Annotated in this window: 23 protein-coding genes and 1 pseudogene; 15 read left to right on the top strand and 9 right to left on the bottom strand. The window is 70.9% G+C overall.

All coding sequences use genetic code 11. The features are described from left to right. Positions 1-32: 32 nt before the first annotated feature. The gene (locus ACLJPY_RS38545; RefSeq protein WP_410596061.1) at positions 33-683 is read right to left on the bottom strand and encodes a hypothetical protein; all 651 of its coding nucleotides are present in this window, start codon (positions 681-683) and stop codon (positions 33-35) included. Between the two features lie 129 nt (positions 684-812). Between ACLJPY_RS38545 and ACLJPY_RS38540 the strand changes: the two genes are divergently transcribed. Both ACLJPY_RS38540 and rfbA read left to right on the top strand, forming a co-directional pair. Then, positions 813-1958, top strand: a complete 1146-nt coding sequence (locus ACLJPY_RS38540) for an exo-alpha-sialidase (protein WP_410596060.1) — start codon at positions 813-815, stop codon at positions 1956-1958. Positions 1959-1993: 35 nt separating this feature from the next. After that, complete coding sequence (gene rfbA, locus ACLJPY_RS38535; RefSeq protein WP_410595936.1) at positions 1994-2875, top strand: glucose-1-phosphate thymidylyltransferase RfbA; 882 nt, start codon at positions 1994-1996, stop codon at positions 2873-2875. Here the strand turns inward: rfbA and htpX are convergent. Next, a complete protein-coding gene (gene htpX, locus ACLJPY_RS38530; RefSeq protein ID WP_410561679.1) occupies positions 2872-3723 on the bottom strand; it encodes a zinc metalloprotease HtpX in 852 nt (283 codons plus the stop codon). The two genes, rfbA and htpX, sit on opposite strands and share 4 nt — an antisense overlap. A 135-nt stretch (positions 3724-3858) precedes the next feature. On the opposite strand from htpX, the gene ACLJPY_RS38525 reads away from it, so the two are divergent. Together ACLJPY_RS38525 and ACLJPY_RS38520 are read left to right on the top strand one after the other, a co-directional pair. Then, the gene (locus ACLJPY_RS38525) at positions 3859-4827 is read left to right on the top strand and encodes a hypothetical protein (RefSeq protein WP_410595935.1); all 969 of its coding nucleotides are present in this window, start codon (positions 3859-3861) and stop codon (positions 4825-4827) included. Between the two features lie 33 nt (positions 4828-4860). Continuing rightward, positions 4861-5735: pseudogene (locus ACLJPY_RS38520) on the top strand (LLM class F420-dependent oxidoreductase). Positions 5736-5789: 54 nt separating this feature from the next. On the opposite strand, the gene ACLJPY_RS38515 reads toward ACLJPY_RS38520, so the two are convergent. After that, positions 5790-6158, bottom strand: a complete 369-nt coding sequence (locus tag ACLJPY_RS38515) for a YrdB family protein (RefSeq protein WP_410595934.1) — start codon at positions 6156-6158, stop codon at positions 5790-5792. 198 nt (positions 6159-6356) lie between these two features. Between ACLJPY_RS38515 and ACLJPY_RS38510 the strand changes: the two genes are divergently transcribed. The 11 genes from ACLJPY_RS38510 (at position 6357) to ACLJPY_RS38460 (ending at position 18234) form a co-directional block, all read left to right on the top strand. Next, positions 6357-7589: a class I SAM-dependent methyltransferase gene (locus ACLJPY_RS38510; RefSeq protein WP_410595933.1), complete on the top strand. Its 1233-nt coding sequence runs from the start codon at positions 6357-6359 to the stop codon at positions 7587-7589. Between the two features lies 1 nt (position 7590). Then, on the top strand, positions 7591-8382 hold the full coding sequence (locus tag ACLJPY_RS38505) for a glucose-1-phosphate cytidylyltransferase (protein WP_410595932.1): 792 nt from the start codon (positions 7591-7593) through the stop codon (positions 8380-8382). Next, positions 8379-9026 carry a PIG-L deacetylase family protein gene (locus tag ACLJPY_RS38500; protein ID WP_410595931.1) on the top strand — a complete coding sequence of 216 codons (648 nt, stop codon included), beginning with the start codon at positions 8379-8381 and terminating at the stop codon, positions 9024-9026. The genes ACLJPY_RS38505 and ACLJPY_RS38500 overlap by 4 nt, the downstream gene beginning before the upstream one ends. 5 nt (positions 9027-9031) lie before the next feature. Further along, the gene (locus ACLJPY_RS38495; protein ID WP_410595930.1) at positions 9032-10051 is read left to right on the top strand and encodes an NAD-dependent epimerase/dehydratase family protein; all 1020 of its coding nucleotides are present in this window, start codon (positions 9032-9034) and stop codon (positions 10049-10051) included. Further along, a complete protein-coding gene (locus ACLJPY_RS38490; protein WP_410595929.1) occupies positions 10051-11325 on the top strand; it encodes a DUF4910 domain-containing protein in 1275 nt (424 codons plus the stop codon). Before ACLJPY_RS38495 ends, ACLJPY_RS38490 begins: the two co-directional genes overlap by 1 nt. A 5-nt stretch (positions 11326-11330) precedes the next feature. Beyond that, positions 11331-12656 carry a hypothetical protein gene (locus tag ACLJPY_RS38485; RefSeq protein ID WP_410595928.1) on the top strand — a complete coding sequence of 442 codons (1326 nt, stop codon included), beginning with the start codon at positions 11331-11333 and terminating at the stop codon, positions 12654-12656. 7 nt (positions 12657-12663) lie between these two features. Continuing rightward, a complete protein-coding gene (locus ACLJPY_RS38480; protein WP_410595927.1) occupies positions 12664-13608 on the top strand; it encodes a glycosyltransferase family 2 protein in 945 nt (314 codons plus the stop codon). Next, positions 13605-14789 (top strand): polysaccharide pyruvyl transferase family protein, encoded by a 1185-nt coding sequence (locus tag ACLJPY_RS38475; RefSeq protein ID WP_410595926.1) that lies wholly within the window; start codon positions 13605-13607, stop codon positions 14787-14789. Before ACLJPY_RS38480 ends, ACLJPY_RS38475 begins: the two co-directional genes overlap by 4 nt. Beyond that, a complete protein-coding gene (locus tag ACLJPY_RS38470; protein ID WP_410595925.1) occupies positions 14786-15334 on the top strand; it encodes a dTDP-4-dehydrorhamnose 3,5-epimerase family protein in 549 nt (182 codons plus the stop codon). Before ACLJPY_RS38475 ends, ACLJPY_RS38470 begins: the two co-directional genes overlap by 4 nt. An 8-nt stretch (positions 15335-15342) precedes the next feature. After that, positions 15343-16659, top strand: a complete 1317-nt coding sequence (locus ACLJPY_RS38465; RefSeq protein ID WP_410595924.1) for a glutamate-1-semialdehyde 2,1-aminomutase — start codon at positions 15343-15345, stop codon at positions 16657-16659. A 93-nt stretch (positions 16660-16752) separates the two neighbouring features. Next, positions 16753-18234, top strand: coding sequence for a right-handed parallel beta-helix repeat-containing protein (locus tag ACLJPY_RS38460; RefSeq protein ID WP_410595923.1), 1482 nt, complete (start codon positions 16753-16755; stop codon positions 18232-18234). A gap of 211 nt (positions 18235-18445) precedes the next feature. On the opposite strand, the gene ACLJPY_RS38455 is transcribed toward ACLJPY_RS38460, so the two are convergent. From ACLJPY_RS38455 to ACLJPY_RS38430, 6 genes are all read right to left on the bottom strand, one after another. Continuing rightward, on the bottom strand, positions 18446-19060 hold the full coding sequence (locus tag ACLJPY_RS38455) for a maleylpyruvate isomerase family mycothiol-dependent enzyme (protein WP_410595922.1): 615 nt from the start codon (positions 19058-19060) through the stop codon (positions 18446-18448). Positions 19061-19529: 469 nt separating this feature from the next. After that, positions 19530-20177: a phosphatase PAP2 family protein gene (locus ACLJPY_RS38450; RefSeq protein WP_410595921.1), complete on the bottom strand. Its 648-nt coding sequence runs from the start codon at positions 20175-20177 to the stop codon at positions 19530-19532. Further along, entirely contained in the window at positions 20174-21343 is a 1170-nt protein-coding gene (locus ACLJPY_RS38445; RefSeq protein ID WP_410595920.1) for a glycosyltransferase family 4 protein, read from the bottom strand. Before ACLJPY_RS38445 ends, ACLJPY_RS38450 begins: the two co-directional genes overlap by 4 nt. Then, positions 21340-22608, bottom strand: a complete 1269-nt coding sequence (locus ACLJPY_RS38440) for an O-antigen ligase domain-containing protein (RefSeq protein ID WP_410595919.1) — start codon at positions 22606-22608, stop codon at positions 21340-21342. The genes ACLJPY_RS38445 and ACLJPY_RS38440 overlap by 4 nt, the downstream gene beginning before the upstream one ends. A 1-nt stretch (position 22609) precedes the next feature. After that, entirely contained in the window at positions 22610-24136 is a 1527-nt protein-coding gene (locus ACLJPY_RS38435) for a right-handed parallel beta-helix repeat-containing protein (RefSeq protein WP_410595918.1), read from the bottom strand. 9 nt (positions 24137-24145) lie between these two features. Next, on the bottom strand, positions 24146-26371 hold the full coding sequence (locus tag ACLJPY_RS38430; RefSeq protein ID WP_410595917.1) for a heparinase II/III family protein: 2226 nt from the start codon (positions 26369-26371) through the stop codon (positions 24146-24148). Positions 26372-26519: the final 148 nt, after the last annotated feature.

Here is a 26519-nt window from a genome sequence, read left to right as displayed (position 1 = left end):
CCGCCGCGGGCACCCGACAACCGGGTGCCCGCTCACGACGGGGTCAGCCTCCAGCTCGCCTCGTACCCCTCCACCTGCAGCAACGCCGGCCCGCGGACCTCCCGCTCCACCGCCGCGTCGCCGATCTGGTTGAGGATCAGGTCGCGGTTCTCCGGCGACAGCACCCACAGCCCCACGTTGCCGCGCGTCTCGGCCGTGAACCTGACCCGCGTCACCCCCGCCGGGAGCTGCAGGACCGCGTCGCCGCGGCCCGATGCCTCCACGCCACTCGACGCCGCCGGGATGCTGCGGTGGTCCGCGATCGTCGCCGTCCAGGGGGCGTTCGCGTGGACCGTCACCCGCCTCACCGGGCGACGCGGGTCCGTGTTGAACCACTTCGTGCCCCGGTACGCGCCGATCGCGTTCACCAGGCCGTGGTCGCCGCCGTCGGTGTCGATGATCACGTTGGACGTGCACTTCGGGCACTCGAACGTGAAGAAGCCCAGCTGGTCCGCCGGCCACGTGGTCTCGAACTCGCCGCTCTCCGTGCCCGTGTGCGTCTCCGGCGGCACGTCCCGCGGGGCCGCGGGCGCCGTCGGAGGCGCCGCCGCCGAAGACGGCGGATCCGCGACGATCGTCCCGTAGCCGGTCGGCGGCGCGCACGCCGACGCCCACACCAGGACCACCAGCAACCCCAGCCGCATCTTCACTGTTCCCCCTCGGGTGCTCTTTCGGCCCCGGCAGCGCCGGCGTTACCCGAACGCGTGAATGCGTCCCGTGAGCGGCGCCCGGCCGTGTTGTAATCGCGCGGTCACCGCGTGGAGGGGGTCGGGTTGCGCCGCTGGCTGGTCTTCGTGCTGACGCTCACCGCCGTCGCCTCGCTGCTGACGCCGGCGCGCGCCGCCGAACGCCGTCAGCTCATCCCCGGCTTCGGTGCGTACCCGCGCCTGATCCGCCTCGACCACGGCCGCGGCCGCATCATCGCCACCCTGACCAGCGAAGACGCCGAAGGCAAGTTCACACCCGTCCTGGAGAGCACCGACGAGGGCGAGTCGTTCCACCGGATCGGCGCGATCCGCGACCCCGAGGGCCGGTCCGGCATGTGCTGCGGCACCGTCTACGAACTGCCGCAGCGCATCGGCAGGCTCCGCGCGGGCACACTGCTGTGGGCCGCCTCCTACCGGCAGGACGCCGGGCCGCAGCGCCGCATCGGGATCCGCGTCTGGGCCAGCAAGGACGGCGGCCGCTCCTGGAGCTTCCTGTCCGAGGCGGCGCGGTCGCACAACTTCGACGGCATGTGGGAACCCGAGTTCACCGTGGACGCCGGCGGCACCCTCTGGCTCCACTTCGCCGACGAGACGCAGGCGCCGAAGTACGCGCAGGTGCTCAACCGGGTCGCTTCGACCGACGGCGTGACGTGGGGCACCAAGCAGCTCACCGTGGCGATCCCGCCGGACCGCGTCCGCCCCGGCATGCCGGTCATCCGGCGGCTGCCGGACGGCCGGTACTACTTCGCCTACGAGATCTGCAACTTCCGCGACCGCTACTGCGACCCGTACTTCAAGATCTCCGGCGACGGCGCCAACTGGGGCGACCCCGCCGACCCCGGCACCCGCGTCGACACCGCCACCGGCAACTACTTCCAGCACGCACAGACGATCACCCTGTTCCCCGGCGGCCCGAACGGCGTGCGGATCGTCATGGTCGGGCAGATCTACACCGACGCCAACGGCGTGCCGCAGCCGGGGAACGGCCAGGTGCTGCTGGCCAACGATGACTTCGGCCGCGGCCACTGGTACGAACTGCCCGCGCCCGTCCACATCAACGGCGTCGCCAACTACTTCTGCCCCAACTACTCCTCGACGCTGCTGCCGGTCGACGACGGCCGGAACGTGCTCGAGATCGCCACCGAGGACGACGCCGGGTGCAAGGCCTACTTCGGTAAGGGATCCGCCGGCGACGGGCGGCCCGTAGGGTGAGGAGGTCTCGAGCCACGTCGTGAGGGAGGCCGTCCATGAAGGGCATCGTGCTGGCCGGAGGCAGCGGGACACGCCTGCACCCGATCACCCAGGCGGTGTCCAAGCAGCTGCTGCCGGTCTACGACAAGCCGATGGTGTACTACCCGATCTCGGTGCTGATGCTGGCCGGGATCCGCGAGATCCTCGTCATCTCCACCCCCACCGACCTGCCGATGTTCCGCAGGCTGCTGGGCAACGGCGACCAGTTCGGCGTCTCGTTCTCCTACGCCGAGCAGCCGAGCCCGAACGGGCTGGCCGAGGCCTTCGTGATCGGCGCGGACTTCATCGGCGACGACGACGTGGCGCTCGTCCTCGGCGACAACATCTTCTACGGCCAGGGCTTCTCCAGCCGCCTGCAACAGGCCGTGCGCGAGCTCGACGGCTGCGTCCTGTTCGGCTACCCGGTCAAGGACCCCGAGCGCTACGGCGTCGGCGAGGTCGACGCGGCGGGCAAGCTGCTCACCATCGAGGAGAAGCCGCTCAAGCCGCGCTCGAACAAGGCGATCACCGGCCTGTACTTCTACGACAACGAGGTCGTCGACATCGCCCGCGCGCTGAAGCCGTCGACGCGGGGTGAGCTCGAGATCACCGACGTCAACCTGACCTACCTGCGCCGGGACCGCGCGACGCTGGTCGAGCTCAGCCGCGGGTTCGCCTGGCTCGACACCGGCACGCACGACTCGCTGCTCGAAGCCGGCCAGTTCGTGCAGGTGCTGGAGCACCGCACCGGCGTGCGCATCGCCTGCCTCGAGGAGATCGCGCTGCGGATGAACTTCATCGACGCCGACGAGTGCTACGCGCTGGGCGAGAAGCTGGCGAAGTCCGGCTACGGCGACTACGTGAAGGCCGTCGCCGTGGCGGCGGGAGCGTCGGCCTAGAACGGGCGCCGGGCCATCTCCTCGAGCCGCGCGATGCGGTCGGAGATCGGCGGGTGGGTCGAGAACAGCCTGCTCAGCCCCTCGCCGGGGCGAAACGGGTTCGCGATCATCAGGTGCGACTGCGACACCAGCTGCGGCTCGGCGACCAGCGGCCGCGCCCGCGTCCCGGCGTCCAGCTTCCGCAACGCCGAGGCCAGGCCCAGCGGGTCGCCGGTCAGCTCCGCGCCGGACGCGTCGGCCTGGTACTCCCGCGACCGGCTCACGCCCATCCGGATGACGGCCGCCGCGATCGGCCCGACGAACACCAGCAGCAGGCTGAGCAGCGGGTTCCCGTCGCGGTTGTTGCCGCCGAAGAACAGCGCGATGTTCGCGAGCACGCTGATCAGGCTGGCCAGCGCGCCGGCCACGCACGAGATCAGGATGTCGCGGTTGTAGACGTGCGACAGCTCGTGGCCCAGCACGGCCCGCAGCTCCCGCTCGTCGAGCAGGTCGAGGATGCCGGTGGTGCAGCACACCGCCGCGTGCCGGGGGCTGCGGCCGGTCGCGAACGCGTTGGGGGCGACGGTCGGGCTGATGTACAGCTGCGGCATCGGCTGCCGTGCGACCTGCGCGAGCTCGCGCACGATCCGGTACATCGCGGGCTGCTCCACCTCCGACACCGGCCGCGCCCGCATGGCCCGCAGCGCCAGCTTGTCGGAGTTGAAGTAGGCGAACGCGTTCATCCCGAGGGCGACGACCAGCCCGATGACCAGTGCGCCGCGGCCGAACAGCCCGCTGATCGCGACGATGATCGCCGACAGCAGGCCGAGCAGCAATGCCGTCTTGAGTCCGTTCTGGTGCCCGTGCACGTGCGCTCGCCTCCGTCCGCTGTCCCGAGTGGGTTTACCCAGTGGAAACAACGCGATCGGGCGACGCGAAGTTCCTTCACGTGAGGATGGCGGGAGTTACGCTCGACCGGGGAAAGATCACGAGCGGAGGCGCCGATGGGAGCTCGCCAGCTACGTCGGCGAACCCTGTTCGCGCTGGTCACGGCGGGTGCCGGCGCCCTCGTCCTCCCCCGCGCGGCGCGCGCCGAGGGCGTCCGCTCGGTCGACGTCGGCGGCAGCCCGGCCGCGGTCGCCGTGAACCCGGTCACCGGCCTCGGGTACGTCACCGACGCCCAGGCCGGGACGGTCACCGCGGTGGACCCGCGCGGCGCTTCGGTCGCCGACGTGATCGACATCGGTGGCGAACCCGGCGACGTCGCGATCGACCCGGAGGCGGGCCGGATCTACGTCGCCAACCCGCCGGCGGGCACGGTGGTGGTCCTCGACACGCGCACCCACGACCTGGTCAGCGTGGTCGGCGCCGGGGCGGGCGCCTCGGCGCTGGCGGTCGACGAGCCGGCCGGCCGCGTCTACGCGGCCAGCGGCACCACCGGGACGCTCGCCGTGCTCGACGGCGCGAGTTGCACCTTGGCGGCGCTCGTCCCGGGCCCGAAGCCGGGGTTCGCCGGGATCGGCGTCGACCCCGGCCGCAAGCTGGCCTACTGCGCGAGCGCCGCCACCGATTCGGTCGAGGTGTTCTCGATCGACAGCGGGAAGTTCGTCGCTTCCGTGAAGGTCGGGCGCAACCCGACGGACGTGGCCGTGCACCACGCGAGCGGAACGGTGTACGTGGCGAACTCCGGCATCCACCACATGTCCATTGTGGACGCCGCCACGCGCACCGAGCGCAAGACCGTGCTGCTGCGCAGCGAATCCTCCGCGCTGGCGGTGCACCAGGGCACGAACACGGTCTACACCAACGGCGGGCAGAACGGGCTCACCCGCGTCGACGGGACGGCGGGCACGCTGAGCGGCGAGCTGTCGCTGGGCGTGAACCCCGGCGACGTCGCCGTCGACCAGCGGACGCGCACGGTGTGGGTGACCGACCCGCTCCACGGCCGGGTCTTCTTCGTCCGCGACTTCTGACCCGGTGCCACTCCAGGTATACGGTCGGGAAGCATGAAACTCGGACTGCAAATCCCGGACTTCACCTGGCCGAACGGTGCATCCGCGCTCGGCGCCGACCTCGCCGCCGTCGTCCGCGCGGGCGACCAGGCGGGCTTCGACTCCATCGCCGTGATGGACCACTTCTTCCAGATCGGCGCCGTCGGCCCGACCGAAAACGACATGCTCGAGGCGTACACCACCCTCGGCTTCATCGCCGCGCACACCGAGCGCGCCAAGCTGCTCACCGTCGTCACCGCGTCCTCTACCGCCACCCCGGCCTGCTGGCCAAGGCGATCACGACGCTGGACGTGCTCTCGGGCGGCCGCGCGATCCTCGGCATCGGCGCGGGCTGGAACGAAGAGGAGTCCCGCGGGCTCGGCTTCCCGTTCCCGTCCGTGAGCGAGCGGTTCGAACTGCTGGAGGAGAACCTCCAGTACGTGCTGCAGATGTGGGCTGAGGGCGACGCGCCGTTCAAGAGCAAGCACTTCGACGCCGAACGGCTGCTGAACGTGCCCCAGGCGCTGCAGCGGCCGCGTCCGCTCATCATGATCGGGGGCGGCGGCGAGAAGAAGACGCTGAAGCTCGTCGCGAAGTACGCCGACGCGTGCAACCTCTTCAACGGGCCGGATCTGGAGCGCAAGCTCGACGTGCTGCGGCAGCACTGCGAGAACGAGGGCCGCGACTACGACTCGATCGTCAAGACCGTCTACCACATCCTGGACGTCGGCGAGCACGGCGAAAAGGCCGGCGAGCTGGTGGCCGAGCTGGAGCGGCTGAACGGGCTCGGCATCCAGGTCGCGCTCGGGGTCGTGCCGCACGTGCACCGGCCCGAGGTGCTGGAGAAGTTCGCCACCGACGTCATCCCGGCCGCCGAGAAGATCGGCTGACCCGCTCTTCGCCGGAGCCCTCTCCGCCGGACGGCGGGGAGGGCTCGCCCGCGTTCAGCCGTCCTTTGCGACCACCCGGGTCAAGGCGGCTACGCCGATTCCCACGACGGCGAGCGCGATGCCCGCGACCAACCAGCCCACCAGCGCCAGCACCGCCCCGGCCCCCGCGAAGAGCGCGAATTCCAGCAGGAAACGGGCCGGTTCCGGCAGGCGGCGGCGGGCTCGGGGCGCGACGAACAGGCCCCAGAGCGCGGCGGCCGCCGCCGGCAGCAGCACCGCGTCCACCACCGCCAGCGCGACGCCGCTGCCGAGCGGGGTGCCCGCCAGGGCCAGGCCGCCGAGCAGCGCCAGCTCGGTGAGGAAGCGGACGGTCAGCACCACGCCCGAGAGGCCGCTCAGGCGGGGAGCCGGATCCGAAGTCATCTCGCCAGCCTAAGAGCAGGTCCACTGTGGACGTTACGGGTTCGGACGGGTACGGTAGGTGATCCCCGCCACAGTTGCTCCGTTCAGGTTGCGGTTCCGAATCGGTCCACCACCGGCTCCCGCGTCGCTGTAACGACCTCCCGGCGCCGGTCGACGTGTCAGGTGCACATCGCGACCGCGAGCCAAGGAGCCTGGTAGATGACCACATGTCGACTCTGCGGTTCGACAAACACGGCCGGCGTCGTCGACCTCGGTGCGACTCCCCCGTGTGAGCGATTTTTGACGGCGGAGCAACTCGACGAACCGGAAGCCACCTTCCCGCTCCACCTGAAGGTGTGCACCGACTGCTGGCTCGCCCAGATCCCGCCGCTGATCGACCCCGACGACACCTTCACCGAGTACGCGTACTTCTCGTCCTTCTCGACGTCGTGGGTCGAGCACGCGAAGCGCTTCGTCGACGGCGCGGTCGAGCGGCTCGGGCTGGGCGAGAAGTCGTTCGTCGTCGAGGTCGCGAGCAACGACGGGTACCTGCTCAAGCACGTCGTCGGGCACGGCATCCGGTGTCTGGGCGTGGAACCTTCGGTGAACGTCGGGCAGGCGGCGCGCGACGCCGGCGTGCCCACCCTGACGGCCTTCCTTTCCGAGGAGACCGGACGGCAGGTGCGCGAGGAGCACGGGCCGGCCGACCTCGTGGCCGCGAACAACGTCTACGCGCACATCCCGGACGTCCTCGGCTTCACCAAGGGCCTGCGCGCCTTGGTGGCCGACGACGGCTGGGTCTCCATCGAGGTCCAGCACCTGCTCACGCTGATCGAGAAGAACCAGTACGACACGATCTACCACGAGCACTTCCAGTACTACACGGTCGAATCCGCCCGCCGGGCGCTGGCGACCGGCGGCCTCACCGTGGTCGACGTCGAACTCGTCCCGACGCACGGCGGGTCGATCCGGCTCTGGGCGCGTCCCGACGAGGTGGCGGGCGAGCCCAGCGAGCGGATGACCGACGTGCTGGAGCGCGAGAAGGCCGCCGGGCTGCACGAGCTGTCCGGGTACACCGAGTTCGCCGAGCGCGTCACCCGCGTGCGGCTGGACCTGCTGAAGTTCCTCATCGAGGCGCGGGGCGAAGGCAAGACCGTCGTCGGCTACGGCGCCCCGGGCAAGGGCAACACCCTGCTGAACCACTGCGGCATCCGGACGGACCTGCTGCAGTACACGGTCGACCGCAACCCGTACAAGCACGGCCGGTTCACCCCGGGCACGCGCATCCCGGTGCTGCCGCCGGAACGGATCGAAGCGGACCGGCCCGACTACGTGCTCGTCCTCCCGTGGAACCTCCGGGAGGAACTGACCGGACAGCTCTCCTACATCGGGTCGTGGGGCGGCAAGCTCGTGTTCCCGATTCCCCACTTGGAAATCGTCGAGGTGCAGTGACGTGAAGGTCGTTCTGTTCTGCGGTGGCTACGGGATGCGGATGCGCAACGGCGCGGCCGACGACGTCCCGAAGCCGATGGCGATGGTCGGTCCGAGACCGCTCATCTGGCACGTGATGCGGTACTACGCGCATTTCGGCCACACCGAATTCATCCTGTGCCTCGGCTACGGCGCGGCGCACATCAAGAACTTCTTCCTGGACTACCAGGAAACCATCTCCAACGACTTCGTCCTCCGCAACGGGCAGGCGGAACTGCTGTCCACCGACATCGCGGACTGGACGATCACCTTCGTGCAGACCGGCATCGAGTCGCCGATCGGCGAGCGGCTGCGCCGGGTGCGCTCGTACCTCGACGGCGACGAGATGTTCCTCGCGAACTACGCCGACGTCCTTTCCGACGTCCCGCTGCCCGACATGATCGAGCGGTTCTCGAACTCCGACTCGGGCGCGTCGATGATGGTCGTGCCGCCGCAGTCCTCGTTCCACTGCGTCGAAATGGACGAAGGCGGCAAGGTCGGCTCGATCACCGCGGTGAGCGAAATGCCGCTGTGGGAAAACGGCGGCTACTTCGTGCTGCGGCAGGAAGTGTTCGACCACATCCCCGAGAACGGTGATCTGGTCGCCGACGGCTGCGGCGAGCTGGCCAAGCGCGGCCGCTTGCTCGCCTACCCGTACCGCGGGTTCTGGAAGCCGACCGACACGGTCAAGGAGCGGGCGGCGCTGGACTACGCCTACAGCCACGGCGACCGGCCCTGGGCGCTGTGGGAGCGCGCAGCCGTGAGCACCGCGTGATCGGGCTCCGGCCGGACCGGCTCACCGGCGTCGTCGCACTCGGCGCGCACTGCGACGACATCGCGATCGGCGCCGGCGGCACGCTGCTGACGCTGTGCGAGTCGCGGCCGGGCCTGCGGGTCGACGCCCTGGTCCTCTCCGGCGGCGGCACGCCCCGCGAGGACGAGGAGCGGGCGGCGCTGGCGGCGTTCTGCCCGGGCGCGCACGTCGACGTCACGGTGCTGAAGCTGCCGGACGGCCGCTTCCCGGCCCACTGGGAAGAGGCCAAGAACGCGCTGGAGGACCTGCGGCGGCGGACCGACCCGGACGTCATCCTGGCCCCGCGCACCGACGACGCCCACCAGGACCACCGCGGTCTCGCGAAGCTGGTCCCGACGGCGTTCCGCGACCACCTGGCGCTCGGCTACGAGATCGTCAAGTGGGACGGCGACCTCGGCCGCCCGTCGGTGTACCAGCCGCTGTCCGACGAGATCGCCGAAGCGAAGGTCCGGCTGTTGCAGGAGCACTACGCGTCGCAGCGGCACCGGCCCTGGTACGACCGCGAGGCCTTCCTGGGGCTGGCCCGGATCCGCGGGATCGAAGCCGCCGCGAGGTACGCCGAAGCGTTTTTCGTCAAGAAACTCACTCTCGATCTGAAGGGCTGAATCCGATGCGGGTGTTGCTGACGGGGCACAAGGGCTACCTGGGGACGGTGATGGCCCCGGTGCTCGCCGCCGCCGGCCACGAAGTCACCGGCCTGGACTCCGGGCTGTTCGAGGACTGCCTGCTCGGGCCCGCTCCCGCCGACCCGGCCGGGCACGTCGTCGACCTGCGGGACGTCACCGCTGAGCACGTCTCCGGGTTCGACGCGGTGATCCACCTGGCCGCGCTGTCGAACGACCCGCTGGGCTCGCTCGCGCCGGAGCTGACGTACGACATCAACCACCACGCGTCGGTGAAGCTCGCGAAGCTGGCGAAGGACGCCGGCGTGCAGCGGTACCTCTACGCGTCGACCTGCTCGGTGTACGGCGCCGGCGGTGACAACCTCGTCGATGAGGACGCCCCGCTGCGGCCGGTGACGCCGTACGCGGAGTCGAAGGTGCGCGTCGAGGCCGACGTCCACGAGCTCGCCGACGACGACTTCACGCCGGTGTACATGCGCAACGCGACGGCGTTCGGCTACTCGCCGCGCCTGCGTGGCGACATCGTGCTGAACAACCTGACCGCGCACGCGCACCTGTCCGGCGAGGTGCTGGTGCTGTCGGACGGCACGCCGTGGCGGCCGCTGGTGCACGCCCAGGACATCGCGCGCGCGTTCACGGCCGCCTTGACGGCGCCGAAGGAGGCCGTGCACAACAAGGCGTTCAACATCGGCACCGAGGACAACAACGTCACCGTCGCCGAGATCGCCCAGGAGGTCGTCGAGGCCGTGCCGGGCTCGACGCTGAACATCACCGGCGAAGCGGGCGCCGACCCGCGCTCCTACCGCGTCGACTTCTCGCGCTTCCGGTCGGCGATCCCCGGCTTCGCCTGCGAGTGGTCGGTCAAGGACGGCGCGGTCGAGCTCATCGAGGCCTACCGCAAGTTCGGGCTCACCCGGGAGTCGTTCCAGCAGCTGTTCACCCGGCTGGCCTGGCTGAAGAGCGAGGGCGAAGCCGGCCGCGTCGACGACACCCTGCGGCGGCGGTAGTGGCGGCCCCGCAGCTGCGGACCGGGGCGGAACTGCACGCACTGGTCGAGCGGCTGTACCCGATCTGCCGCAGCATCACCGGCGACGGCGTGCGGCAGACCCTGGACATCATCGGCGAGCACATCTCTCTGGAACGCCACGAGGTCCCGACCGGCACCGCGGTGCTGGACTGGACGATCCCGCAGGAGTGGAACATCCGGGACGCGTACGTCGCTGCTCCTGACGGCTCGCGCGTGATCGACTTCCAGGAGCTGAACCTGCACGTCGTCGGGTACAGCGTCCCGGTGCGGCAGCGGATGCCGCTGAGCGAGCTGCGGGAGCACCTGCACACGCTGCCCGACCAGCCGTCGTGGGTGCCCTACCGGACCAGCTACTACGCCCCGGCCTGGGGTTTCTGCCTCGCGCAGGAGAAGCTCGACGCGCTCCCGGACGGCGACTACGACGTCGTCATCGACTCGACGTTGGCCGACGGTTCGCTGACCTACGGCGAGCACGTCGTCCCGGGCCGCGTCACCGACGAGGTCATCGTGTCCTGCCACGTGTGCCACCCGTCGCTGGCGAACGACAACCTCGCCGGCATCGCGGTGGCTGTCTCGCTGGCCCAGCAGCTCGTCGACCCTCATTACACCTACCGCTTCCTGTTCATGCCGGGCACGATCGGCTCGATCACCTGGCTGGCCCGCAACGCCTCCCGGATCGAGAAGGTGAAGCACGGGCTGGTGCTGGCGTGCGCGGGCGACCCGGGCGCGTTGACGTACAAGAAGTCCCGCCGCGACGACGCCGAGATCGACCGCGTGATGCAGCACGTGCTGCGCTCGCGCGAGCATCGCGTCGTCGACTTCTCGCCGTACGGCTACGACGAGCGCCAGTTCTGCTCGCCGGGCTTCAACCTCGGCGTCGGGTCCCTGACGCGGACGCCGTACGCCGGCTACCCCGAGTACCACACCTCCGCCGACAACCCGGGTTTCGTCTCACCCGCGGCCATGGAGGACACGCTCGGCGCGCTTCGCGACGCCTTCGGCGTCCTGGACCGCAACCGCCGGTACGTCAACCTCAGCCCGTACGGCGAGCCGCAGCTCGGCAAGCGCGGGCTGTACGACTCGCTCGGCGGCCGCAGCGACGCCAAGCAGGCCCAGATGGCGATGCTGTGGGTGCTCAACCTCTCCGACGGCTCCCACAGCCTGCTCGACATCGCCGAGCGCGCCGGGCTGCCGTTCGACATCGTCGACGTCGCGGCCCGGGCGCTCCTCGACGCCGGTCTGGTCAAGGAGTGAACGACGTGGCCAACCACCGCCGTGCACCGCGCTCGATCTTCCGGTCGGGCGCGGTTCGCGCGATGGCCGGACGGCTGAGCTGGGGCCTCGGCGACCAGGCCGTGTCCAGCCTGACCAACTTCGCCGTCGGCCTGTACGTGGCCCGCTCGCTCGGCACGTTCGCGTTCGGCATCTTCAGCCTCGCCTGGGTCACCTACGGCGTGGTGCTCAACATCTCGCGCGGCCTCGCCACCGACCCCCTGATGGTCCGGTTCAGCGCCGTGCCGGAGGACCGCTGGCGGGCGGGCGTGGCGAGCGCGTCCGGCACCGCGATCGGCGTCGGCTGCGTGACCGGGCTGATCAGCCTCGTGGCCGGGCTGGCCGCGGGCGGCCCGCTCGGCAACGCCTTCGTCGCGCTCGCCGTCGTCCTGCCGGGCCTGCTGCTGCAGGACGCCTGGCGCTTCGCGTTCTTCGCGCGCGGCGAGGGCAAGAGGGCGTTCCTCAACGACCTCGTCTGCGGCATCGCACTGGTCCCGGCCCTGTTCGTCGCCGGCCGGGTCGGCACGGTCGTCGCGTTCGTGCTGGCCTGGGGCATCGCGGCCGCGCTCGCCGCGGTCTACGGCTGGTTCCAGACCGGGATCCTCCCGCACCCGCGCGAACTGGCCGGCTGGCTCCGCTCCCAGCGCGACCTGAGCGTCCGGTACCTCGTCGAGAACGTCAGCAACAGCGGCGCGTCGCAGCTGCGGGCGTACGGCCTCGGCGCCATCGCCGGGATCACCGCCGTCGGCGCGGTCCGCGGGGCCGAGCAGCTCCTCGGCCCGTTCCTGGCCCTGCTCATGGGGCTGTCCCTGGTCACCGTCGCCGAGGGCGCGCGGGTGCTCCAGCGGGCGCCGCACCGGCTGAAGCACTTCTGCATGATCCTCGGCGGCGGTCAGGCGGGCGCCGCCCTGTGCTGGGGCCTCGGCCTGCTGCTCCTGGTGCCCGACCGCGCCGGCCGCTGGGTGATGGGTTCGGTGTGGGACTCGGCGTCCCCGCTGATCCTGCCGGTGACCCTCGCCGTGGTCGGCGCGAGCTTCGCCACGGGGGCGGCGGCCGGCCTCCGGGCGCTCGGTGCCGCACCCCGCAGCCTGCGTTCGCAGCTGATCGCCTCCCTGTTCTACGTCACCTTCGGCATCGCCGGCGCCTTCCTCGGCGGCGCGGCGGGGTCCGCGTGGGGCGTCGCGACGGCCACCCTCAGCGGTTCCGTCGTCTGGTGGTTCCAGTTGCGGCTCGGGCTGCGCGAGTACGTGCCGCCGGGGGCCGACGAGCCCACCGTGGTGTTCGAGCCGATCAAAGAGCCGATCAAGGAATGAGGACTCCATGACCACCGTCCCGCGGCTGAGCCTCGGCCTCCCGGTGTACAACGGCGAGGAGTACCTCGCCGAGTCGCTGGACGCCCTGCTCGGCCAGACCTTCGAGGACTTCGAGCTCATCATCTCGGACAACGCCTCGACCGACGGCACCGACGAGATCTGCCGCCGCTACGCCGACAAGGACTCGCGGATCCGCTACGTCCGCCAGCCCAAGAACATCGGCGCGACACCGAACCACAACTTCGTGTTCGACGTCTCCCGCACCGAGCTGTTCAAGTGGGTCTCCCACGACGACCTCTACGCCCGCGACCTGCTCAAGCGGTGCGTCGAAGCCCTCGACGAGCGCCCGGACGTCATCCTCGCCCACTGCGACCAGGCGATCATCGACGGCGACGGCCGCATCGTCCAGCCGCTCGAGTACACGTTGGACACCGGCTCCCGGCACGCGCCGGACCGGTTCCGCAGCATCCTCTTCGAGCCCGGCGGCGACGACTTCTACGGCGTCATCCGCGCCGACGTCCTCCGCCGCGTCAAGCCGCTCGACAGCTACCACCACGCCGACCGGACGTACTCGGCCGAGATGGCCCTGCACGGCCCGTTCTACCAGGTGCCCGAGCTGCTCTACTTCCGCCGCGACCACCCGGGCCGCGCGGAACGGGCCAACCCGACCATCCGGAGCCGGTGCGCGAATCTGGACCCGCGGCGCGCGAACCGGCTCCGGAATCCCACCGTCCGCCTGCTCGGCGAGTACGTCTACGGGTTCGCGGACCTGATCCGCCGCGCGCCGATCTCGGCCGCCGACAAGCGCGAGTGCTTCGGCCACCTCGGCGCGTGGCTGACCAACCGGGCCCGCTCCGGCCACGGCGAGCGCGTCGAGGACCGCGCGCCGACCGCCTCGGACGTCGCCACGGTCAACGAGATCGTGGCCGGCCGGGAAGGCAGGCTCGCGTGAAGCGTGCGCCACGCGTCGGCGTGTTCGGGCTGCTCGGCTCGGGGAACCTCGGCAACGACGGTTCCCTCGAAGCCGTGCTCGGCTACCTGCGCGCCGAGTACCCGGACGCGAAGCTGAGCGCCCTGGTCGGCGGCCCGGAGATCGTCCGCGAGCGGTACGGCCTCGACGCGACGCCGCTGCACTGGAACCAGTCCGAGTACGAGACGGCGTCCGGCCTGCGTTCGGTCGCCCTCAAGGGCTTCGGCAAGCTGGTGGACATCGCCCGCACCGCGGCCTGGGTCCGCGAGCAGGACGTCGTCATCGTGCCCGGCATGGGCGTGCTCGAAGCGACGCTGCCGCTGCGTCCCTGGGGGTTTCCGTATTCGCTCTTCCTCCTCTCCGCCACCGGTCGCCTCTTCGGCACCAAAGTGGCGCTCGTCTGCGTCGGCGCGAACCACATCAGCGCCCGGGCCACGCGGACGCTGGTCCGCTGGTCCGGCCGGCTCGCCGCCTACCGCTCCTACCGCGACGACATCTCGCGTGACGCCATGCGCGCCATGGGCGTCGACACGAGTGCCGACCACGTCTACCCCGACCTCGCGTTCTCCCTTCCCACCCCGGCCGCCGACGGCACACCGGGCACCGTCGGCGTCGGCGTGATGGCCTACTACGGCGGCAACGACGACCGGGCCGACGCCGACCGCATCTACCGCCACTACGTGGACACGATGAACCGTTTCGTCGCGTGGCTCGTTGACCAGGACAGACCCGTCCGGCTGTTCATCGGCGACCGGATCGACCGGCAGGTCGTCGACGAAATCATCGAGAAGACCGCTTCCCCGCTGGTGACGGCGGCTTCGGCGGAGACCCTGGACGAGCTGATGCACGAGATGGCCGCGGTGGACAGCGTGGTGGCCACGCGCTACCACAACGTGCTCTGCGCCCTGAAGGTCGCGAAACCGACCGTGGCGATCGGCTACGCGCCGAAGAACGACGTCCTCATGGCGGAGATGGGCCTCGACGGCTTCACCCAGCGCGCGAAGACCGTCAGCTTCGACCGGCTCGTCGAACAATTCACCGAACTCGAGAACCGTTCGGCAGAACTTCGCCAGACGCTCCTGGAACGGAACGAGATGAACGCGCAGCGCCTCAAGGACCAGTTCGCCGCCCTTTCGGCGGCCCTCTTCGGGGGTGCGCGATGAAGGCCGTTCCGGTGCCCGAGATCGACGGCGCGTACTTGTTCGAACCCACTCCGCACGCGGACCGGCGCGGCTTCTTCAGCCGGACGTTCGACCGCGACGTCGTCGCGTCGGTGGGCATCGACCCGGACGGCTTCGCCCAGGACAGCCTTTCCCGGTCCCGCAAGGGAGTCCTGCGCGGCATGCACCTGCGCGGCGGGGCCGGCGAGGCGAAGCTGGTGCGGTGTTCCCACGGTGCGATCTTCGACGTCGTCGTGGATCTCCGACCGGATTCGCCGACGTACCGGAATGTGAAAACCTTCGAACTGTCCGGTGATACCCAGGTTTCCGTGTACATCCCCGCGGGGTGCGCGCACGGCTTCCAGTCACTCACGGATCCCTCGGACGTTTCGTACCGTATCGATCGGCCACACGATCCTGAAGAAGACATTACGATTTCGTACAAAGACCCTGAATTGGACATTCCCTGGCCGTTGCCGGTCACAATGGTCAGTGACCGGGACGAACGGGCGCCCTCTCTCCGAGAGGCGTTGAAACCAACGAGGTGAGCCAGGACATGGGAACGAACCTGCCCCGCTCCACGCAGGCGGACGAGCGGCTGCACCGGGTGATCCCCGGCGGTGCGCACACCTACGCCAAAGGCTCTGACCAGTATCCCGAAGGGATGGCCCCGGTCATCTCCCACGGCCGCGGCGGGCACGTCTGGGACGTGGACGGCAACGAGTACGTCGAGTACGGCGCCGGGCTGAGAGCGGTGAGCCTCGGCCACGCCCACCCGCGCGTCATCGAAGCGGTGCGCGGCGAGCTGGAGAAGGGCAGCAACTTCATCCGCCCGTCGATCATCGAGGCCGAGGCCGCCGAGCGGTTCCTCGAGAACGTGCCGACGGCCGACATGGTGAAGTTCACCAAGAACGGCTCGGACGCGACGACGGCCGCGGTGCGGCTGGCCCGCGCCGCCACCGGCCGCAAGCTCGTCGCCAAGTGCGCCGACCACGCCTTCTTCTCGACCGACGACTGGTTCATCGGCACCACGCCGATGAACGCGGGCATCCCGGACGAGACGACGGAAGCGACGGTGTCCTTCCCGTACGGCGACCTGCAGGCCGCGGAGGAGCTGCTGCAGCGCCACGAGGGTGAGATCGCGTGCATGATCCTGGAGGCGGCCGCGGCGGTGGAACCGCCGCCGGGGTACCTGCAGGGCCTGCGCGAGCTCACCACCCGGCACGGCGTGGTCCTGATCTTCGACGAAATGATCACCGGCTTCCGCTGGTCCGCCCACGGCGCGCAAGGCCTCTACGGCGTCACGCCGGACCTTTCGACGTTCGGCAAGGCGCTCGGCAACGGCTTCGCGGTGTCGGCACTGGCGGGCAAGCGGGAGCTGATGGAGATCGGCGGCCTGCGCACCGGCCGCGAGCGGGTGTTCCTGCTCTCCACCACGCACGGCGCGGAGACCCACTCGCTGGCCGCCGCGATGGCGGTCATGGACGTCTACCACGAAGAGGACGTCATCGGCCGCCTGCACGCCCTCGGTGACCGGCTCGCCGCCGGCGTCCGCGAAGTGGCGGCCGGGATCGGCGTCGAGGACCACGTGGTCGTCCGCGGCCGCGCCAGCAACCTGGTCTTCGGCACGCTGGACGAGCACCGCCGCCCGTCGCAGCCGTACCGGACGCTGTTCCTGCGCGAGCTGATCAGCGGCGGGGTGCTCGGACCGTCCTTCGTGGTCAGCGCGGCGCTCACCGAAGCGGACATCGACAAGACCATCGACGTCGTCGCCCAGGCCTGCACGGTGTACCGGAAGGCGCTCGACGCCAACGACCCGACGCCGTGGATGGGCGGCCGCCCGGTGCAGCCCGTGTTCCGCAAATACGCCTGATCCCCCCGCGATCGGGCCGGATTCACCCGTTGGGTCCGATGAGGACACTTGAGGGTGACTGTTTTCCGGCCCGTTCGTGCGTAACTTCCTGCCATGGGCAGATCTCGTGTGGTAATGGTCGCTGCTTGCTCGCTCCTCTTCGCCGTGGCGTGCCCCGGGCTCGCGCGCGGTGCGGACGGGCCGGGGCCGGTGTGCGACCACCAACCCGCGGAGTACGCGTCCCCGCCGCCCGGAGCCGTCGCCGTCGATCCGGGCGTCGACGGCGACCTCTCGGCCAAGACGGCCGCGAGCCCGGCCGGCACGACGTTCTGGCTCCGGCCCGGCACCCACACGCTCGGCAAGGACGAGTACGGCCAGGTCGCCCCCAAGGACGGCGACGTCTACCTCGGCGCGCCGGGCGCGGTCGTCGACGGCCGCGGCGTCAACCGCGCGGCCTTCACCCAGCAGGCGAGCAAGGTCCAGATCCGCGGCCTCACCATCCGCGGGTTCGCCGCCTTGCAGGACCAGGGTGTGGTCAACCACGACTCGGGCAACGGCTGGCTGATCGAGAACACCACCATCGAGGACAACGCCGGCGCGGGGCTGATGGCCGGCGCCGGCCAGGTCGTGCGGCACAGCTGCCTGCGCGACAACGGCCAGTACGGGCTCAACGCCTACCAAGCGGGCGACGGGATCACCGGGCTCGTGCTGGAGGGCAACGAGATCACCGGCAACAACACCGGCGACTGGGAAACCAAGGTGCCGGGCTGCGGGTGCAGCGGCGGCGCCAAGTTCTGGGCCGTCAACGGCGCCGACATCCACGGCAACTGGGTCCACGGCAACCACGGCGCCGGGCTGTGGGCCGACACGGACAACAACGACTTCCTGGTCGAGGACAACCTGTTCGAGGCCAACGACGCCGAGGCGCTGTTCTACGAGACCAGCTACAACCTCGTGCTGCGCGGCAACGCGTTCCGCGGCAACACGCTGGTGCAGGGCCGCGCGTTCGCGACGCGCGGCGACAACTTCCCGGTGGCGACGGTGTACCTGTCGGAGTCGGGCGGCGATCCGCGCGTACCGGCCCGGACGTCGGCCGTCGACATCAGCGAAAACACGTTCGAGGACAACTGGGCCGGGATCACGTTGTGGGAGAACGCGGACCGCTTCTGCAACAGCCCGGCGAACACCTCGACGGGCTACTGCACCAAGGCGGCGGCCAAGTCTTCGTGCGCCGCGGGCACGATCGAGAAGGCCCCGGCGTACGACGACTGCCGCTGGAAGACGCAGCGGGTGGAGATCCACGGGAACACCTTCCGGTTCGACGCCGGCCGCGTCGGCTGCCAGACCTCGTGCGGGCGGATGGCCCTGCTGTCCAACTTCGGGACGTTCCCGGACTGGTCGCCCTACAAGGGAACGGTGATCGAAGAAGCCATCACCTTCCACCAGGCGAACCGGTGGCACGACAACTCCTACTCCGGGCCGTGGACTTTCGTGGTGCATGACACCTCCATGACGGTCGACGCTGCGGGCTGGCGGGCAAAGCCGTACTCGCAGGACGAGTGCTCTTCGTTCGGCGGTGGGCCCGCCGGCTGCTGATCACGAGCTTGCCGACGGGGTCCGACAGTTTTTGAGGCAGGCCGGACCGATCACCACGATTTCTCCTGGCACACAAAGGAAAAATTGCGAACGGAGAATTTCGGACAGCAACCGGATCACCCGGTTCAGCGATGGCGTTCGCACGCATGTTCGGTACCGTCGGAGACATGACCGCTTCGACGCACTCCACCGTCCACATCGGACGAGCCGTTCAGACCATGGTGAACCGCGTGCTCGGCTCACCCCGAAGACGCCCGGCGGGCAACCGCCGATTGCAGAGCACGAGGAGAAGGTCCTGGGCCGCCCCGGTGAGCGGCGTACCGGTGCCGTACGACCAGTCGAGATCATCGGCGCGCAGGGCGACCCCGCTCAGGTCGGTGCCGAAGTACTTGACCTGCTTCGGTTTCATGGCGGCGAAGATGACTTCCAGGCGTTCGAGCGGCACCCGGCGGTCCAGCTGCAGGGCGGTCGTGATGTCGAGACCGTGGATCACGTCGTGGCTCAGCGCACCCTCGGCACCGCCGCCCGGCGGCCGCCACGGGTGGTCGGCGTTGTCGCGCAGCGAGGCGATGAGCGCCGCGCGGGAGAACTCGGCAGCCTCCCGCCGGGCGACGCGGTCGGCCATGGCGTTGAAGCGCCCGCCCGACTTCACCAGCTCTCGCACGAACCGCCCGGTGGAGAACCGGAACGGCATGGTCATGTGGGCCACCACGTCGGCCACCCGCCAGCCGGCGCAGAGGGTCGCCGCTGTCCACGCGGACGGCGGCAGCTCATCGAGCAACGCGGCCAGCTCCCGCCGCTCGGCGGCGATCAGATCCTGGACCATGGGGGTCTCCTTCACAGGTAGGTCCCCCACCGACGAACGGATCCGGCCCGGACCGACACCGCCCGGGATTCGATTCCCCAGCCGGTTCAGCAGCGAGCCAGGTCTCCGAGCGGTCGGCGAGCCCGGGTCCGAACCGGCTCAGCGGCGAGTTCAGGCCTCCGAGCCGCCGGCGATTTCCGGTGCGGACGGGCTCAGCAACAAGCCCGGGTCTCCGAGCCGCCGGCGACTCCCGCCCGGCCCGACCCAGCCCAGCGACAAGCCCGGGTCTTCGGGCCGTCGACGATCCCCGGTACGGACCGGCTCATCAACGAGCCCAGGCCTCCGAGCCGCCAGCGATACCCGGCCCGAACCAGCCCAGCAGCGAGCCAGGTCAGCTGCCCCGACCACCCCCGGCGCCCGCGCGGCCGGGTCGGCGCCCCGGCCACCGTGGCGAGCAACTCCTCCGGCAGGGAACTGACCACCCGCCCGCTCAGAGCCGGTCGGCCACCCTGTCCAACGCCCAAGCAGTCGCCGGAACCGCAGCCAGCGCCGCGCAAAACCCACCCACAGCATCCGTCGGGTAGTGCGCGCCCAACGCGACCTCCGCCCACCCCATCGCCACACCGGCCACCAACGCCAACCCCAGCGTGAGCGAAACCGCGGCCGCGCGCCCCAGCGCGAGCCGTTCGATGAGCAGGAAGGCGATGACCAGCGCGAGCGCCGTCGCCATGGCGGTGTGACCGCTCGGGTACGACAGGAACTCGCCGTGGATGGTGCGGCCGGCCAGCGGCTTCAACCCCGTCGTCACCGCCACCGTCACGACGACGCCCAGCACCGTCAGCACGGCCGTCCGGACGCGGTGCAGCAACCAGCACACCACCGAAAGGAGAGCGATCAGGATCACCGACCCCACCGGCTCACCGCCGAAGTCGAAGACCAGGGCGACGTACCGCCACGGCGGCCGGACCCCGTCGATCGAAGGGAGGAGTGCCGCGTCGATGCCGGTCAGGCTCGAGTCGCGGAAGTGCAGGATGCCGAGCGCGACCAGCACCGCCGTCGCCAGCGCAGCCGTCATCGCCAGTGGCGGGCGCACCACGGCCGGCAGGGCCGGGGGCGCCATCCGGACCAGCTGCCTCACGCCCCGATCGCCGCCTCGTACCCGGCGATCAACCGGTCGAGGCCGACCGCCGGGGTGAAGTCCTTTTCGTACCGGACGCGGGCGGCGTCGCCCATGTCGCGGTTGCGGTCGCCGACGACCGCGCGGAGGCGGTCGGCGAGCGAAGCCTCGTCGTTCGGCACGTGCAGGAGGCCGGTGACACCGTCGTCGACCAGCTCGGGGAACGCTCCGTGCGCGGCCGCGACCGTCGGCACCCCGGCGGCCATCGCCTCGACCACCACCAGGCCGAAGGCCTCAAGCCACGTCGACGGCGCGACCACCGCGACCGCGTCGGCCGTCAGCGCGCGGCACTCCGCCTTGTTCTGGAGACCCACGTACGAGACGTCGGGGCGGCCCGCGGCCCAGGCCGCGACCTCGTCCTGCATCGGACCCGTACCCGCGATGACCAGCGGGAGACCGAGGGCGCCGTCCAGACGCTCCCACGCCCGCATCAGCAGGCCGACACCCTTTTCCTCGGTGACGCGGCCGAGGAACAGCACGTGCTTGCCCTCGCCGGTGCGGCGGACGCCGGGGTCGGTGACGAAGTTGTGCTTCACCGCCATCCGCTCGCCGGGCATGCCGGCCGACACCAGGAGGTCACGTTGAGCCGCCGAAATGCAGAAGAACCGGGAAACGCCCGTCCACCACCGGCGCCGGTTGGCGACCATGCTCGCCGCCATCGGGAGCGTGGCCGCGCTCGAACCGCGGTAGCAGCCGTGCTGCACCGCCGGCAGCGGTGCACCGCCGACGCACTCGGTGCAGATGCGGCCGTCGCGGTGGAGCGTGCCGGGTGGGCAGACCATCGTGTAGTTGTGCAGCGTCGCGACCGCGGGCACGCCCGCGTCCGCGCACGCGGCGACCACCGACGGCGACAGCAGCGGGAACGTGTTGTGGATGTGCACGACGTCCGGGCGCCACGCTCGCAGCCGGCCGGCGAGTTCTTTCCGGACCGCCGAGTTCCACGGCACCATCAGCGGCACCGCGGCCTTGCGGGGCAGCGGCATCGCGGCGATGTCGTCGCTGCGGCGTTCGAACAACGACACCTGGTGACCGCCCTCGGCGAGCAGCGTCACCTCGGCGTCGACGACGTTGTTCTCGCCGCTCGGCTGCTCGGAGCGGTATCGGTTGTGCACCACGAGCACCTTCACGCGCCTGCACCTCGCACGTCTGCCCCCTTCGCCGGGATGAATGCTTGTTCGTCGGACTGCGGCACCCCGCGGACCAGCAGCGACGCGGCGAGCGCCAGGTGCAGCAGGTACGGCGACGCGTCGCCGAGCCCCGCTTCGGTGTAGGAGGCCGAAACGCAGTAGGTGATCAAGAAGATCGCGCACGCGCGAGCCAATGACGGTGGCCGCAGCACGGCCACCACCGCCAACGTCAGGAGGAACCCCGCCACCAGCGCGATCCCGACGAAACCCTGCTCGTGGTAGATCGCGAGCCAGCTGTTGTCGATCGGGAGGCCGTCGTAAGACTTGTCGGTGAGCCCGACCCCGAAGATGTACTCCGCCGTCGAGCGCGGGGCCTCCAGCAGGGCGTCCCACACCTTCGCGCGGCCGGTCAGGCTGGAGAAGTTGTCCGCGCTCTGGCCGCGGAGGAACCACGTCTGCAGCGCCCCCGCGAGCACCACGCCGGCGAGCCCGCCGACACCGACCGTCCACGCGAACACCTTCCGGGCGCGGGCGCTGGTCAGCACCATCGACAGGAAGGCCACCGCGAGGCCGGCGATGAGACCCAGCGTCGCCGTCCGGGTGTGCGTGAGCATCAACAGCCCCAGCACCGGCACCACGATCACCAGCGCGCTGCGCCAGGTGGTGCGGCGCCCGAACCAGAGGAGGAGCGTGAGCCCGGAGATGACGGCCGCGTACTGGCCGATCTGCGGCGGGGTCAGTGGCCAGATCGCGCCCGAGAGCCGGCCGCCGTACTCCTCCGGCATCGCGTTGCCGGGCGAGATCACCAGGCCGACCGCCACCGACGCGAGCACGACCGCGTACGTGCGGATGTGGTACCGGACGAAGCTGAACCCGCCGTCCCACCAGCGGGTCAGCAGCCAGAGCGTGGAGACGAACACCGTGAGCCGGAAGCACCGGAACAACGCGCCGGCGCCCTCCTTCAGGTCGGCGCTGGAGAGGATGCTCGTCGCCAGCAGCGCCGTCAGCAGCAGCAGGTACGCGCTCGGGCGGATCCGCAGGTGCTTGTTGAGCGCCAGCGCGATCACGAACGCCGTCATCAGCGAGCCCATGGTGACCAGCTGGCTGACCGACCGCGGCAGCGGCAGGACCGTCTTCGCGCCGGTCGAGCCGAGCGTGTTGAGGATCAGCAGGGCCCACGCCACGCCCGCCCACTTCGGGGTCGAGGACGCGGGTTCGGGCGCGGCGTCGCCGCGGATGCCTGCCGTTCCGGGGTGTGCCGCCATGTCAGCCCCCGCCCTGCGCGGTGAACGTGCTGCCGCTGTCCTGCGAGTACGGCGCGCCTTCCCACTCGCCGATCTCGAGGACGCGGTCGGCGGAGTGGGCGATGAAGGTCCACGGACCCGAGTAGCTGTTGTCGTGCCAGCGATTGTCCTGCTTGAACGTGATCGCTTCCTGGACCACGTCGCCGCGGTAGGGCGACCAGTCCGGGTAGCTGCCGAAGTTCGACAGCAGGCCCATCCGGCCGCACGAGGCCTGGCAGCCCACGACCGCCGGGTCGAGGACGAACTTGTTGTCGTGGATGTCGACGTGCTGGGTCTTCCAGCGGCAGTCGGCCAGGAGCGGGCCGCTGGTGATCGCCGGGGCCGAGCACTGCTTGACGCCCGGGACCAGCCGGGTGCAGTCGCCCGAGGAGGTGTTGGCGGGGCTGTTGCAGAACCGGTCGGCGTTCTCCCAGAGCGTGATCCCGGACCAGTTGTTCTCCAGGTAGTTGCGGGAGATGTCGATCTTCGCGGTGCGGGCCTTGATCCGGGGCTCGCCACCGGACTCGGAGATGTAGACCGCCGACGTCGGGAAGTTGTCGCTCTTGTCGGCGTACCGGCGGCCGTCGACCCAGTTGTTCTTGCGGATCGTGTTGTCGCGGATGACGGCGTTGTAGCTGATCTCGTAGATCAGCGCGGCGCTGTCGTTGTTCTCGATGAGGTTGCCCTCGATGAGGAAGTCGTTGTTGTTCGTGTCGGCCCACAGCCCGGTGCCGTGGTTGTCGTGCACCCAGTTGCCGCGGATGTCGGCGCCGTTCACGGCCCAGAACTTGACGCCGCCGCTGCAGCCGCAGCCCTCGATCTTCGCTTCCCAGTTGCCGGTGTTGTTGCCGGCGATCTCGTTGCCCTCGACGACGAGCGCGGTGATCGGCGTGGCGCCGGAGTAGGCGTTCATCCCGTACTGGCCGTTGCGGCGCAGGCAGTTGCCGCGCACCTGCTGGCGCGCGCCCGCCATGAGCCCGGCGCCGTCGTTGTCCTGGATGGTCGAGTGCTCGATCACCCAGCCGTCGCCGGAGTCGTGGTTGACCACGCCTTCGTCGTGCGGGGCCGCGAAGCCCTGGACGGTCAGGTAGGTGATCTTGACGTTCGCCGCGTGCCCGGTGAAGGCGTACTGGTTGATCTTCCGGCCGTCGACGACCGCGCCGGGTGCGCCGATGTAGACGTCGCCGTCCTTGGGCGAGACCTGGTCGTACTTGTCGTCGCCGAGGACGTGCTTGCCGGGCTTGAGCCAGAACGTCGTCCCGGAGCCCGCCGAACGCGTCTTCGACGCCAGGTCCCCCGGCACGGCCGGGTCGACGACGACGGCACCCGCCGGCGCGGCGGCGGGCCCGGCAGGCTGCTTGTCGCAGACGGCGGCGACCGACCCGCTGGCGGCCGCGGTCGCCTGGGCGGCCCCGCCCCCGGTGTCCGGCCCGGTCGAGCACGCCGCGACCGTGAGCAGGACGCCGAGCAGCGGAACGGAACGGCGAAGTCGGAAGCGGCGGGCTGTCACGGGCGGGTCCTAACTGAAGCGGAGCAGGGTGGTGAGGTGTCCGGGCGTCCCGGAGCCGACAAGGGTGGTGGCGGGTTCTTTGCGCCCGAAGCCCGCGGAGTACCAGCCGAGCGGCGGTTCGGTATCACCGCGGTGCACGCTCCACGAAAGCCCGGTGGGCAACTCCATGACGGCGGTGCGCACAGCACCGGCGAGCGAACCGGAAACCCGCCCGACAAGCGGATCGGCGACAGAAGCCGCACGCCCGCCCCCGGCCGCACGGCCCGGGTGGCCTGCCCCCGTGGCAACTGGGGCACCGGCCGCGGGACTGAGCCGCCCCGCGCTCCCGGTGGCAGGGAAGTCGGCCGCACGGCTGGAGCCACCCGCCACCTCGGCGACGGAACCAGCGGCACCGCGACCGTCGGTCGCGAGACCCGAGCGGTCCGCCCCTTCGACAGGGGCACCGGCCGCGGCGGGGTCGCCGTCGGTGGCCGGCGGCTCGAGCGCGGCCGGCCAGCGGAGGCGGGCCGTGGTGCCGTCGAGCATCACCGTCACCGATGGGCCGAAGTGGAACGCCAAGCGGGCCTCGCCCGACGTCTCCTCGCCCAGGACCTCGTCCACGATCTTCAGCACCGCTCCGTCCAGCTCGACCGTGCGGCGGTGGACCGCCGGGGCGTAGCCGTCGTGGGCGGCCGACCAGCGGGCCGGGCCGTTGTCCGGGGTGTGCACCTCCAGGACCTTCGTCACCGCGTGGCGGGTCCACAGGAACGGGCCACCCGACACCGACTGGTCGCGGCCGGCCAGCTCGAGCGTGTTATGCCCCAGGGTCGACCGGAAGTACGACCGCCACTGCGGCTCGCCGTGGTAGCAGAACGTACCCGGGTCGGCCAGCACGTCGACGCCGTCGTGGCGTACCTCCAGCGAAAGCGCGTCCGCGTGCGCGTGCGCCGCGATCGACAGGAACCCGTGCGGCCCTCCGTCGCAGCGGACCCACACCGGGCCCGAACGCAGGATCGTCATGCCCGCGTCACGCAGGTGCGCCGGGCGGCGGCCGGGGCGGACGCCCGAAGCGCGCGGGGTGCGCGACACCAAGGACGCCAGCAGCGGGGTCCGCACGTCGTCGCCGGGGACCGGTGGCCACCAGTCCGGGCGGCCGAACAGCGCCTCGCCCGACGCCAGCAGGGACGCCCAGCGGTCGGTCGAAGTCCCGTCGACGATCAGGCCGAAGCCGTCGTCGGCGTCGCCCTGGCGAGGCGGGCGCAGCCTATTGTCCACAATGGACGCCAGGGCGTCGGTCATGCGGAGCAGGACGTCCCAGGTCGAATCCGGTACCGGCGTGCCGGCCGCGTCGGCCTCGATCGCCGCCGCCAGGCCGAGTTCCAGCACCAGGCCGTGGTACTCGGACGCCAGTTCGGCGTTGAGGCCGCTCGCGAACGTGTTGCACCCCAGCTGGACGTCCAGCGAACGCATCGCCGCGGCTCGCCAGGCCGCCGACTCCGGGAACCAGCCGAACGCGCACGCCGCGGCCAGCAGCCCGGCGTCCTCCGCGATCACGTGGTTGTTCGCCGACGAACCGTGGCTGCGCAGCGTCGCCAGCCAGTTCTGGTGGTGCCACAGCTGGAGCTGGAAGTCCGGGTTCTGCTCGAACAGCTCGGCCGCGCCCGGCCAGCCGTCGAGCAGCCGGCGCGTCCAGACCCACGACAGGAGCCGGATGCCCAGCTCGATGCCGCTCACCCAGTGCGGCCCGCGCAACGGCGGGTTCGCCGCCCACCACGACCGCAGGTGCTCGGCGACGCGCTCGGCGTAGGCCGGCGAGCCGGTCACCGCGTAAGCCGCCGCCAGCACGGTCAGGTGCTGGTGGCGCGACGGCTCCCAGATCTGCTTGATGTCGCCGACCGTGTCCTCCGACCGGTACGGGACGTCGAACGCGTACACGTCCGAGGGCGCCCGGCGCCCGGTCTTCGGGTCGAGGAACCAGTCGGGCGCCGCGAAATCCGTGCGCTCGACGCCGAAGAACTCCGCGCGGCCGGCCATCAGCTCGTCGGCCGTGGCCAGGAGCCGCGAAACCGCCTCGCCGGACACCTTTCCCACCACGCCGGCGGGCAGCGTCGCGGTGAAGCGCGGGTGCGCAGGCCAGTCGGGCGGCGTCGGTAGCGCGGACCGCCACTGCCGCTGCACGACGGCGTGCCGAGCACGGCCGACGACCTCCGCCGGCCCCATCCGGGACAGCCGGCGCAGGTACCAGCCGGGCCCCATCACGGCCAGCCTCCCGCCGACGACGGCAGCTCCGGCCGGCTCCAGGCGGCGCCCGGCACCGCCGAACAACGCCGGCCCGCAACCGAGGCGGCGCTCGACATGCCCAAACCCGCCGCCCGCAGCGCCGGGGCAGCGCCGCGCGAACCTC

The organism is Amycolatopsis sp. lyj-23, assembly GCF_046549135.1.
In the GTDB taxonomy this organism is placed as follows: Bacteria; Actinomycetota; Actinomycetes; order Mycobacteriales; family Pseudonocardiaceae; genus Amycolatopsis.
The sequence above is the reverse complement of the archived record's forward strand: the minus strand, read 5'-3'. Positions and strand labels throughout refer to the sequence as shown.

Coding starts and splice junctions, on each gene's coding strand:
- ACLJPY_RS38440 (WP_410595919.1), bottom strand. CDS start 22,608: ATGGCGGCACACCCCGGAACGGCAGGCATCCGCGGCGACGCCGCGCCC.
- ACLJPY_RS38470 (WP_410595925.1), top strand. CDS start 14,786: ATGAAGGCCGTTCCGGTGCCCGAGATCGACGGCGCGTACTTGTTCGAA.
- ACLJPY_RS38460 (WP_410595923.1), top strand. CDS start 16,753: ATGGGCAGATCTCGTGTGGTAATGGTCGCTGCTTGCTCGCTCCTCTTC.
- ACLJPY_RS38525 (WP_410595935.1), top strand. CDS start 3,859: ATGGGAGCTCGCCAGCTACGTCGGCGAACCCTGTTCGCGCTGGTCACG.
- ACLJPY_RS38510 (WP_410595933.1), top strand. CDS start 6,357: ATGACCACATGTCGACTCTGCGGTTCGACAAACACGGCCGGCGTCGTC.
- ACLJPY_RS38465 (WP_410595924.1), top strand. CDS start 15,343: ATGGGAACGAACCTGCCCCGCTCCACGCAGGCGGACGAGCGGCTGCAC.
- rfbA (WP_410595936.1), top strand. CDS start 1,994: ATGAAGGGCATCGTGCTGGCCGGAGGCAGCGGGACACGCCTGCACCCG.
- ACLJPY_RS38545 (WP_410596061.1), bottom strand. CDS start 683: ATGCGGCTGGGGTTGCTGGTGGTCCTGGTGTGGGCGTCGGCGTGCGCG.
- ACLJPY_RS38455 (WP_410595922.1), bottom strand. CDS start 19,060: ATGGTCCAGGATCTGATCGCCGCCGAGCGGCGGGAGCTGGCCGCGTTG.
- ACLJPY_RS38430 (WP_410595917.1), bottom strand. CDS start 26,371: ATGGGGCCCGGCTGGTACCTGCGCCGGCTGTCCCGGATGGGGCCGGCG.
- ACLJPY_RS38515 (WP_410595934.1), bottom strand. CDS start 6,158: ATGACTTCGGATCCGGCTCCCCGCCTGAGCGGCCTCTCGGGCGTGGTG.
- ACLJPY_RS38495 (WP_410595930.1), top strand. CDS start 9,032: ATGCGGGTGTTGCTGACGGGGCACAAGGGCTACCTGGGGACGGTGATG.
- ACLJPY_RS38480 (WP_410595927.1), top strand. CDS start 12,664: ATGACCACCGTCCCGCGGCTGAGCCTCGGCCTCCCGGTGTACAACGGC.